The organism is Neorhizobium sp. BETTINA12A, from assembly GCF_023006485.1.
Lineage (GTDB): Bacteria > Pseudomonadota > Alphaproteobacteria > Rhizobiales > Rhizobiaceae > Neorhizobium.
The window spans coordinates 1-9,562 of sequence record NZ_JALBGW010000173.1; the positions used below are offsets into that span (position 1 = coordinate 1).

General features: G+C 60.4%; 11 protein-coding genes and 2 pseudogenes. 9 read left to right on the forward strand and 4 right to left on the reverse strand.

Annotated elements, in window-relative coordinates; translation table 11 throughout:
• The 3 genes and pseudogenes from MOV61_RS25475 to rpoD all read left to right on the forward strand — a co-directional run.
• Positions 1-635, forward strand: a pseudogene (locus MOV61_RS25475) (DNA primase); the annotation flags it as partial.
• An 89-nt stretch (positions 636-724) separates the two neighbouring features.
• Positions 725-1,072 carry a GFA family protein gene (locus tag MOV61_RS25480; RefSeq protein ID WP_247138584.1) on the forward strand — a complete coding sequence of 116 codons (348 nt, stop codon included), beginning with the start codon at positions 725-727 and terminating at the stop codon, positions 1,070-1,072.
• 415 nt (positions 1,073-1,487) lie between these two features.
• Positions 1,488-3,551, forward strand: a complete 2,064-nt coding sequence (gene rpoD, locus MOV61_RS25485; RefSeq protein ID WP_038544121.1) for an RNA polymerase sigma factor RpoD — start codon at positions 1,488-1,490, stop codon at positions 3,549-3,551.
• A 60-nt stretch (positions 3,552-3,611) separates the two neighbouring features.
• Here rpoD and MOV61_RS25490 read toward each other — a convergent pair whose 3' ends face one another.
• The 4 genes from MOV61_RS25490 to MOV61_RS25505 are packed head-to-tail and all read right to left on the reverse strand — an operon-like array spanning position 3,612 to position 5,205.
• Positions 3,612-4,034 (reverse strand): type II toxin-antitoxin system VapC family toxin, encoded by a 423-nt coding sequence (locus MOV61_RS25490; RefSeq protein ID WP_247138585.1) that lies wholly within the window; start codon positions 4,032-4,034, stop codon positions 3,612-3,614.
• On the reverse strand, positions 4,034-4,276 hold the full coding sequence (locus MOV61_RS25495) for a type II toxin-antitoxin system Phd/YefM family antitoxin (protein WP_247138586.1): 243 nt from the start codon (positions 4,274-4,276) through the stop codon (positions 4,034-4,036). Before MOV61_RS25495 ends, MOV61_RS25490 begins: the two co-directional genes overlap by 1 nt.
• Before the next feature lie 54 nt (positions 4,277-4,330).
• Positions 4,331-4,663: a DMT family transporter gene (locus tag MOV61_RS25500; protein ID WP_408962431.1), complete on the reverse strand. Its 333-nt coding sequence runs from the start codon at positions 4,661-4,663 to the stop codon at positions 4,331-4,333.
• Positions 4,664-4,680: 17 nt separating this feature from the next.
• Positions 4,681-5,205, reverse strand: coding sequence for a TetR/AcrR family transcriptional regulator (locus MOV61_RS25505; RefSeq protein WP_247138588.1), 525 nt, complete (start codon positions 5,203-5,205; stop codon positions 4,681-4,683).
• A gap of 605 nt (positions 5,206-5,810) precedes the next feature.
• Between MOV61_RS25505 and MOV61_RS25510 the strand changes: the two genes are divergently transcribed.
• The 6 genes and pseudogenes from MOV61_RS25510 to MOV61_RS25535 form a co-directional block, all read left to right on the forward strand.
• The gene (locus MOV61_RS25510) at positions 5,811-6,527 is read left to right on the forward strand and encodes a DUF930 domain-containing protein (protein ID WP_247138589.1); all 717 of its coding nucleotides are present in this window, start codon (positions 5,811-5,813) and stop codon (positions 6,525-6,527) included.
• A gap of 102 nt (positions 6,528-6,629) precedes the next feature.
• Entirely contained in the window at positions 6,630-7,670 is a 1,041-nt protein-coding gene (locus tag MOV61_RS25515; RefSeq protein ID WP_247138590.1) for a zinc-dependent alcohol dehydrogenase family protein, read from the forward strand.
• 116 nt (positions 7,671-7,786) lie between these two features.
• Entirely contained in the window at positions 7,787-8,185 is a 399-nt protein-coding gene (locus MOV61_RS25520; RefSeq protein ID WP_247039590.1) for a DUF427 domain-containing protein, read from the forward strand.
• 148 nt (positions 8,186-8,333) lie between these two features.
• Complete coding sequence (locus tag MOV61_RS25525; protein WP_247138591.1) at positions 8,334-8,687, forward strand: DUF1428 domain-containing protein; 354 nt, start codon at positions 8,334-8,336, stop codon at positions 8,685-8,687.
• 80 nt (positions 8,688-8,767) lie between these two features.
• Positions 8,768-9,190: a secondary thiamine-phosphate synthase enzyme YjbQ gene (locus MOV61_RS25530; protein ID WP_247138593.1), complete on the forward strand. Its 423-nt coding sequence runs from the start codon at positions 8,768-8,770 to the stop codon at positions 9,188-9,190.
• Between the two features lie 154 nt (positions 9,191-9,344).
• Positions 9,345-9,562, forward strand: a pseudogene (locus MOV61_RS25535) (hypothetical protein); the annotation flags it as partial.

The window sequence follows — 9,562 nt, forward strand, 5'->3', positions numbered from 1 at the left end:
AGGGCGGTCCGCCGCAGGGGCCGCGTGCTGCGGGAAGGGCCGCCGGCGTTTCCGACCGGCTTGCGCGCTCTGGTCTCGTGCGTGGTTACCGCGACCTGCCAGCACTGCGGGAAAGCGTGTTGGCGCTCACCATCGTCAACCATCCCCAGTTGCTGCTGGAGGAATATGACGAGATTGCCGCGATCGATTTCGAGAACCGCGACCTGCAGCGCTTCTGGTCGGCGATGTTGCCGGCAGCCGCGACTGCGGGCGCCAACCTGTCACGCGAATACCTGATGCAGCGGCTTGCCGGCGAGGGGTTTGATGTCATCCTGAAGTCGCTGGACCAGCAGGTGCGCAACGCGCGGCTCTGGACTGCGACCGAGATCGCCGCGCTGGAGGATGCCCGCGAGGGGTATCGCCAGGCGCTGTCGCTGCACAAGCGCACCAAGGCGCTCAGGCTCCAGAAGATCGATCTGGAGAGGGAAATCGCCGAAACGACGGAAGCGGGCGATGCCGGCGAGATCGAGCCGCTGCTACGTGCGCTGTCGGAAGTCCAGCTCGAAATTCTCCGCATGGAAAACCAGGAAGCGATCATCGACGGGTTCGGCGTGCTTTCCGGCCGGGTAAAGGGGGCGGCCGTTAGCCACGGCTGAGGGACCTGCGGCTGGTGAAATCCTGCCCTTGCCGAATGATGACGTGGCTCTATCCTATGCGGCATCGAGTCGCTTGAGCGGGGAGCTTGATGCGGATTACCGGAAGCTGTCATTGCGGCAATATCGCCTTCGACGCGGAGGGCGAGTTCGATACGGCGATGGAGTGCAACTGTTCTTTCTGCCGGCGCAAAGGGGTGTTGCTGGCTTTCGTTCCGCGCAGTCAGTTCCAGCTCGCTACCTCGCGGGAGAAACTATCTTCATACCAGTTCAACAAGCATGTGATCACGCATTACTTCTGCGCCTATTGCGGCATCGCGCCGTTCAGTGAGGCGACGATGCCGAATGGTACGGAGATGGCGGCGATCAATCTGAGATGCGTGCCAGAAATCGACATTGCTACACTGACGGTAACCCAGTATGACGGCGCTTCCCGCTAAGGAATATGCCGGACCAAAAGCATAAACCTTTATGTCTAGGCAAACCCTTGTCTTTCAGGGCCTGCCGCCTACATATCGGTTAAATCTGGTGAGCGTACCCCTATTAGACCCCCTCAAAGGGCATATTTTCGACTTTTCCTGGGTATGACCTATGGAAAAGCTTGACGGAACGTTAATTTGTGGGAATCACCATTTCAGGCAAAATAGGCGGAGTGGGTCAATAGCACCGAACATGACCGGTGATCCTCTAGTAGGACGGTCCTGAGTCAAAAACGGCCGCCGAATGGTAATCGGGAATTAAAGGTCATTCCGTTACGTGTTGGACAGTGATTCGCGGCAAAGGCGGTCAAACCCGTCTTCAGCCGGTGGCCACGAAGCGCGGCGAAAGTGGCGTTCAGGGAAAGTGACTAAATACATGGCAACAAAAGTCAAAGAAAACGAAGAAGCTGAGAACGAACGCGAAGGCTCGCACGACGGTCCGCTTCTCGACCTTTCTGACGACGCCGTCAAGAAGATGATCAAAGCCGCCAAGAAGCGCGGCTATGTGACCATGGACGAGCTGAATTCGGTCCTTCCGTCGGAGGAAGTCACCTCCGAGCAGATCGAAGACACGATGGCGATGCTGTCGGACATGGGCATCAACGTCGTCGAAGACGAAGAGGCAGAAGAAGCCACCGCCAGCGACGATGATGCTGACGGCGATAGCGACGATAACGAGAGCGAAGGCGGCGAAATCGCCACCACCTCCAGCACCGCGCTCGCGACTGCGAAGAAGAAAGAACCGACTGACCGTACCGACGACCCGGTACGCATGTATCTGCGCGAAATGGGTTCCGTCGAGCTTCTGTCGCGCGAAGGCGAAATTGCGATCGCCAAGCGCATCGAGGCCGGCCGCGAAACGATGATCGCCGGGCTCTGTGAGAGCCCGCTGACCTTCCAGGCGTTGATCATCTGGCGTGACGAACTGAACGAAGGCACGACGCTGCTTCGCGAGATCATCGATCTCGAAACGACCTATTCTGGTCCCGAAGCCAAGGCTGCGCCGCAGTTCCAGAGCCCGGAAAAGATCGAGGCCGACCGCAAGGCTGCCGAAGAAAAGGAAAAGACCCGCAAGGCTCGGTTCTCCGCGGCCAATGACGACGACATCACCGCCGTCGGCGGCGAAGGCATGAACCTCGAGGAAGAGGAAGAGGACGACGACGAGTCGAGCCTTTCTCTTGCCGCGATGGAAGCCGAGCTGCGTCCGCAGGTCATGGAGACGCTCGACACGATCGCCGACACCTACAAGAAGCTGCGCAAGCTGCAGGACCAGCAGGTCGAGCAGCGTCTGGCGGCAACCGGTACGCTGTCGTCCGCCCAGGAGCGCCGTTACAAGGAACTCAAGGACGAGCTGATCACCGCGGTGAAGTCGCTGTCGCTCAACCAGAACCGCGTCGATTCTCTGGTCGAGCAACTCTACGACATCTCCAAGCGCCTGATGCAGAACGAGGGCCGCCTGTTGCGTCTCGCCGAATCCTACGGCGTCAAGCGTGATAGTTTCCTCGAACAGTACCAGGGTGCGGAACTCGATCCGAACTGGATGAAGTCGATCGCCAATCTGGCCGCCCGCGGCTGGAAGGAGTTCGCGCGCGCCGAGAACACGACGATCCGCGATATCCGCCAGGAGATCCAGAACCTTGCGACGGAAACCGGCATCTCGATCGCCGAATTCCGCCGGATCGTCTCGATGGTGCAGAAGGGCGAGCGTGAAGCGCGTATCGCCAAGAAGGAAATGGTCGAAGCGAACCTTCGCCTCGTCATCTCGATCGCCAAGAAGTACACGAACCGCGGTCTGCAGTTCCTCGACCTCATTCAGGAAGGCAATATCGGCCTGATGAAGGCGGTCGACAAGTTCGAATACCGTCGCGGTTACAAGTTCTCGACCTATGCGACGTGGTGGATTCGTCAGGCGATCACCCGTTCGATCGCCGACCAGGCCCGCACGATCCGTATTCCGGTGCACATGATCGAGACGATCAACAAGATCGTCCGCACATCGCGCCAGATGCTGCACGAGATCGGCCGCGAGCCGACCCCGGAAGAACTGGCCGAAAAGCTCGCCATGCCGCTCGAAAAGGTCCGCAAGGTCCTGAAGATCGCCAAGGAGCCGATCTCGCTCGAAACCCCGGTGGGTGACGAAGAGGATAGCCATCTCGGCGATTTCATCGAGGACAAGAACGCCCTTCTGCCGATCGACGCCGCCATCCAGGCGAACCTGCGCGAAACCACGACCCGTGTTCTTGCCTCGCTCACCCCGCGTGAAGAACGCGTGCTGCGCATGCGCTTCGGCATCGGCATGAACACCGACCACACGCTCGAAGAAGTCGGCCAGCAGTTCTCGGTTACCCGCGAACGTATCCGTCAGATCGAAGCCAAGGCGCTGCGCAAGCTCAAGCATCCGAGCCGCAGCCGCAAGCTGCGGAGCTTCCTGGATAGCTGAGCGGTTTCAGCGGTTGGAAAATCAGAGACCCGGTTTGCGAGAGCAGGCTGGGTTTTTCCGTTACAGGAGGATGCTGCGCCCGCCGAGGGCGTTTGCCGCGGAAGCGAACCGCTTGTCCAGCGTAATGATTTCCGCGCCGGCTTCCATTGCGACGGCGAGATGCAGTGCGTCGCCCGAGCGGAGGCCAACGTCGATATCGTCGGCGAGCCGCGCGGCCGCGACGAAATGGCGAGAGAATATCGGGAGTATTTCGAGGGATTGAGAGGCCATGCGATTGAATCCCGCCGGTGCCAGTTGCCGCAGTTCCTGGGGCATTCGTTCGTGTCTCGCTTTCACCGAGAGTGCGGACGAAAACTCGGTGATTGTCCACTCGCTGACGAGAGTTCGCCGGTCTCCGTTCTTCACAAACCAGTCGAGCACTCTTTCGACGGATGTCTCTCCCACCAGCAAAGCAATCAGGGCTGATGTATCGATGTAGAACATCAGTAGCGCTCGTCGTCCCTGAAACGTCGCATGAATGTTCCGGCGTCTTCACTTTGCGGAGGCATTTTCTCCCGTATCGCCTTGAGCATCTCGAAGTCGATTGGCTGCTTTTTCGACCGCGGTGGCGCCAGCTGCGCGACAGGCTGACCATCGCGTGTAATCTCAACCGTTTCGCCTTGGGCGACGCGGTCAATCAATTCGCCGAGTTTTTCTTTTGCTTCCGCCAGAGTGATCGCAGTCATGGTGATCTCCTGATCAATCCCTGCAAATATACGTCTGAAGCGCCATTTCCGCAATCAATGCCCGACCGAACCGGAAAACACGTTGACCACCACGACGCCGGAGATGATCAGGCCGAGGCCGATGATGGCGGCGGTGTCGAGGGTCTGGCGGAACAGGATCAGGCCGACGGCCGAGATCAGCACGATGCCGAGGCCGCTCCAAATCGCGTAGGCGATGCCGACCGGCAGGGTGCGCAATGCGATCGACAGGAGATAGAAGGCAGTCGCATAACACATCCCCATCAGAATGGTCGGCAATGCGCGGGTGAACTGCTGGCTCTGCTGCAGGAAGGTGGTGCCGATGACTTCCAGCACGATTGCGCCGGCGAGCGAGCCGTAGGTGAGGATTGCCGGGTTCATTTTCGTTACTCTTGTTTCGTGAGGTTATGCAGCTGGTCGCGGAGTTCGGCGAGTTCTTTTGCCGGCAGACCGTTCGCCTCCATGAGATTGGCGAGCCAGATGCCGTCGGCCGCGTAGCGCGCGAGCTTGAAGGCCGGATGATTGTCGGTCTGCGCATGTTGCGCGAGCCGATCGCGCATCCATTCCGACCAGATTTGCCTGAGCCGCGGATCGGTCATGCAGGAGATCGACAGCGCAGCCCAGGGGCTTTCAGGTCCGTCGCGGGTCACCTGGAAAAAGGCGTCGACATAGGCGCGCGTGAACCGGCCCCGGCCGATTTCATCCTCGCTCATCAGCCGGTCGATCTCCATATCGAGCTTGCCGAGCAGGTCTTCGAAGACGGCTTCGATCAGCGCCTGCTTGCTCGGGAAATGATGCAGCAATCCGCCCTTGGTGACGGAGGCCGCGTCGGCGACCGCCTGCAGGGTCAGGCTGCCGAGACCTTCGGAAACGGCGCATCGCGCCGCATGATCCAGGAGGGATCGCCGCACTTGTTCGGGTTGTTTTTCGCGTCTGTGAGCTTTCGACATGAATTAAACATACCGCATGGTCGGTTTGTTTGCAACGGCAAACTCCTTCCGAATCCCATGGGAGAGGGGCGGCAGCGCAACTCGCTCCCGGAAAGCTGGATTTTGCGTCGTTTTGATCATTCGGGGACTCGATCCGGCCGGCTTTCCATCTTACATCCGCTGCCATGACGGATTTATCTGGAAAGCCGCGCGGCGACATAAGATGGGGCATTCCTGCCTCCATCCTGGTGCATGTCGTTTTCGTGGCGGCCCTGTTCTTGCACCTGCCGGCCGATTCCTCCGAGCCGCAGAAGGAGGAGACCGTCCAGGTCGAAATCGTGCCTCCGCCGGAAGAGCCCGAGAAGAAACAGGAAGAGAAGAAGAAGCCCGAGGAAAGGAAGGCCGAGGAGGCGAAACCGGAGGAGAAGAAACCTCCGGAACCTGCAAAACAGGAAGAGGCTAAGAAGGCGGAGCCTCCACCCCCGCCGCCCCCGCCGCCAAAGCAGGAGGAGGCGAAAAAGCAGGAGCCACCGCCGCCTCCGCCGACGCCTGAGGAAAAGCCCGCCGAGGAGGCCAAGAAGCAGCCTTTGCCGGTTCTGCGCCCCGTCGTTGAATTCGGTGAGAAGGATGCCGGGCCGAAGAAGTCTCTGACCGGTAATGCATCGAAGGAAACGACCAACCCGCCTGCCGAGAGCAAGGCGGAAGCGAAATCCGTCGAACCGGTAAAGCAGGCGAAGGAAGCGCCTGCCGTCGTGGAGGCACCACCGGCCAATCCGGTGCCGGACGATATCCATCTGCCTGAGGTCGGCATTGCGGCAGCCAACGGATTGCAGAACGGTCCCATTGCCGGCACCTCGCCGGATGCGACCAAGACCGAGATCGTGACGGCGCCGCCAACCGCGTCGCCCAAGAGCGACCCGTCCAAGACGCCGACCCCCGGCAAGCCGGTCGAACTGACCGAGGCGAAGACGCTGTTTTCGCAGAGCGCGACGGGCGATGCGATCGCCACAGTTGCTATCGCCGGAATGCCAAGAGCTTTCCGCGCAGGTGAGCTCTGCTCCACAGAGTTGGAGGCGCAGCTAAGAAATGCCTCATATAATGTGAGAAGTTGGCCACGTCCCCGGTTGCCAAAGGGGACTGTTCTCGATGTCCAGAATGTTGGCTTTTCGGCTAACAATCAGTGGTATGATTTGAGCTTTCGCTGCGTGATTGATGAGGGCGCCACCAAGGTTGTGTCCTTTGCTTTCAAGGTAGGTGCTCCAGTTCCGCGAAGCCAATGGCGTGCACGCGGGTTCCCGGAATGACTATCGGTTGATCCGCAAATGTGGCTTGGGTAGGGTTTCACCCTTGGTTGACCGGCAGATTGCTGCGACTATGCTGCGGCCACATTCAAGATGAGGCCTGCCATGAAAGCCATGTTCTACGATGCCTTTGAAAAGGCGCCGGAAATTCGCAATGTTCCCGATCCGGAGCCGACATTTGACGGTGTCGTGGTCAAGGTCGGCGCGAGTGGGCTCTGCCGCAGCGACTGGCATGGCTGGATGGGGCATGACCCGGATATCCGCCTGCCGCATGTGCCGGGCCATGAGCTGGCCGGCAAGGTGGTGGCGACCGGCAAGGGCGTCATGCGCTTCAAGATCGGCGATCGGGTGACGGTGCCGTTTGTGTCGGGCTGCGGCCATTGTTCTGAATGCCATTCCGGCAACCAGCAGGTTTGCCCCAACCAGTTCCAGCCGGGCTTTACCCATTGGGGCTCGTTCGCCGAATATGTGGCGATCGACTATGCCGACACCAATCTCGTGCACCTGCCCGAAGAAATCGACGATGCGACGGCGGCGAGCCTCGGCTGCCGGTTCGCGACCTCTTTTCGAGCGGTTGCCGACCAGGCCCGCACCGGGCCTGGCGACTGGGTCGCGGTACATGGCTGCGGCGGCGTCGGCCTGTCGGCGATCATGATCGCCACGGCGCTTGGAGCGAACGCGATCGGCATCGATCTTTCCGAAGACAAGCTGGCGTTCGCCCGCCAATGCGGCGCGGTCGCAACCATCAATGCGAGCACGGTCGCCGATGTCGTCGAGGCGGTTCGCGAGATCACCGGGGGTGGCGCGCATGTGTCGATCGACGCGCTCGGCCATCCGGTCACCTGCTTCAATTCGATCAAGAATCTCCGCCGCCGCGGCCGGCATGTGCAGGTCGGGCTGATGCTCGGCGAGCACGCCGCACCCTCGATCCCGATGGCACAGGTGATCGGCCACGAGTTGGAAATCTATGGCAGCCACGGCATGCAGGCCTGGCGTTACGACGCGATGCTCGCCATGCTGAAGGCCGGCAAGATGAAGCCGCAGCAGCTGATCGCCAAGCGGATCAGCCTGGAAGAGGCAGTGCCCGGCCTGATGACGTTGGACAGATCCGAAACGCCGGGCATCAGCGTGATCACCACGTTCTGACGGGCGACGCGGCGATTGTTCGCCGTCGATGGCCGGAGCATTCCGCTTCGGCCGCTTGGGTGACGGTTTGGGGCGCCCTATATCGAACACATGCGTCGAACCCGAAAGGACGAACCATGAATGTCAGGGCACAGAAAATTCCAGGGCCGGATCATCCGATCACCGTCGAGCATAACCCCTCGCGGGTGGTCGTGAAGCTCGGCGGCAGGGTGATCGCCGACAGCGTCAATTCGCTGACCTTGCGCGAGTCCTCCTATCCGCCGGTCCACTATATCCCGCGCAAGGATGTGGATATGTCGCTCCTTGAGCGGACCGACCACCAGAGTTATTGCCCGTATAAGGGAGAGGCTTCCTATTTCAGCATTCCGGCTGGCGGCGAACGTTCGAAGAATGCCATCTGGTCCTACGAAAACCCTTACGAAGCCGTCTCCGGGATCAAGGAACATGTCGCCTTCTATCCGGACCGGGTCGATTCCATCGAGGAGCTTGGCGCGCCTGAAGCAGGTCAGTTCTGACAGGCGGATGGGCGGTCGAGCGCGCGCTTGCCGCCCTTCGGAGCTTGTGCGGGAGAAAACCTGAGGGGTGAAGAAAAATCCTCTGCCCTTGTCGACTACGCTGTTATTCCCACGTCCTTGGGGTGTGACCCAACCAAGGAGGAAAATCATGCCTTATGTCGACGGGTTTATTCTTGCCGTGCCCAAGGCCAATCTCGAACGCTACAAGGACATGGCGCGCGTTGCCGGCGCCGTGTGGATGGAAAACGGCGCGTTGTCCTATGTGGAATGCTTAGCCGACGACGTGCCTTATGGAGAGCTCACCTCCTTTCCGCGGGCCGTGCAGGCCAAGGAAGACGAGATCGTCATCTTCTCCTGGATCACCTATGAAAGCCGGGCCCGCCGGGACGAGATCAATGCCAGGGTGATGAAGGACGAGCGGTTCTCCGGAAACGAATGGACGCAGGTCTTCGACGGCAAGCGGATGATCTTCGGCGGCTTCGAGCCCTTCCTGACATTGTAGCCGGCCGGTGATAGGAGTGCCGTCTCCCTGCCGGCGCTTCTATTTTGTTGCCGGCGCTTATCGTCGATGAGGATCGTCCCATGCCCCAGACCGTGATCTCGATCTCCACAAGCGGCCAGGGGCTCTACGAATTCACCGAAGCGGCGCAAGACTTTTTGCGCCGCACGCAGGTGGGCGAGGGGCTGCTCACCGTGTTCGTGCGCCACACGTCCTGCTCCTTGATCATCCAGGAAAATGCCGATCCGGATGTCCGCCGCGACCTGAAGACCTTCTTCTCCCGTCTGGTGCCGCCGACCACCGATCCCCAAATGCGCTGGGTCACCCACACGACCGAAGGGCCAGACGACATGCCGGCGCATATCAAGGCGGCGTTGACCGCCACTTCGCTCGGCATTCCCGTCCGGGACGGCCGGTTGATGCTCGGCACCTGGCAGGGCATCTACCTCTTCGAACATCGCGACCAGCCGCATGTCCGCCAGGTCGTGCTGCATCTTTCACCATGATTCCGGCTTTGAGCGGGATATGAATACCGGCTGAATGACCGGTTAGGATGTTGTTCAGACCCCTTGGGCTAGGGTCGCGCCAATCGCTGGGGAAGGCGAGAGCAACAACCTTGGGGCCTGCGAAAACTGGCCCGGATTTCGGAGAAGCAATTTTATGACCAGCATGATTGTCAAAGCCGGCGTGGCCGTTTTCGTCGCGCTTACTGGCCTTTCCGCAACGGCCCCGGTGGCTGCTGCCGCCGGCCCGGACTTCGCCATTCAGGTGCAGTATCGCGACCGTGACCGCGATTGGCGTCCGGATCGTGGCGGCGATCGCGACTGGCGTCCGGATCGCGGTCCGCGCGGTTGCGCTCCGGGGCTGGCAGAAGAAAA

What these genes read in the sequence shown, in the direction of transcription:
- MOV61_RS25490 (WP_247138585.1), bottom strand. Translation starts at nt 4,034, where the DNA reads ATGTTCTACATCGATACATCAGCCCTGATTGCTTTGCTGGTGGGAGAG.
- MOV61_RS25495 (WP_247138586.1), bottom strand. Translation starts at nt 4,276, where the DNA reads ATGACTGCGATCACTCTGGCGGAAGCAAAAGAAAAACTCGGCGAATTG.
- MOV61_RS25515 (WP_247138590.1), top strand. Translation starts at nt 6,630, where the DNA reads ATGAAAGCCATGTTCTACGATGCCTTTGAAAAGGCGCCGGAAATTCGC.
- rpoD (WP_038544121.1), top strand. Translation starts at nt 1,488, where the DNA reads ATGGCAACAAAAGTCAAAGAAAACGAAGAAGCTGAGAACGAACGCGAA.
- MOV61_RS25520 (WP_247039590.1), top strand. Translation starts at nt 7,787, where the DNA reads ATGAATGTCAGGGCACAGAAAATTCCAGGGCCGGATCATCCGATCACC.
- MOV61_RS25530 (WP_247138593.1), top strand. Translation starts at nt 8,768, where the DNA reads ATGCCCCAGACCGTGATCTCGATCTCCACAAGCGGCCAGGGGCTCTAC.
- MOV61_RS25525 (WP_247138591.1), top strand. Translation starts at nt 8,334, where the DNA reads ATGCCTTATGTCGACGGGTTTATTCTTGCCGTGCCCAAGGCCAATCTC.
- MOV61_RS25480 (WP_247138584.1), top strand. Translation starts at nt 725, where the DNA reads ATGCGGATTACCGGAAGCTGTCATTGCGGCAATATCGCCTTCGACGCG.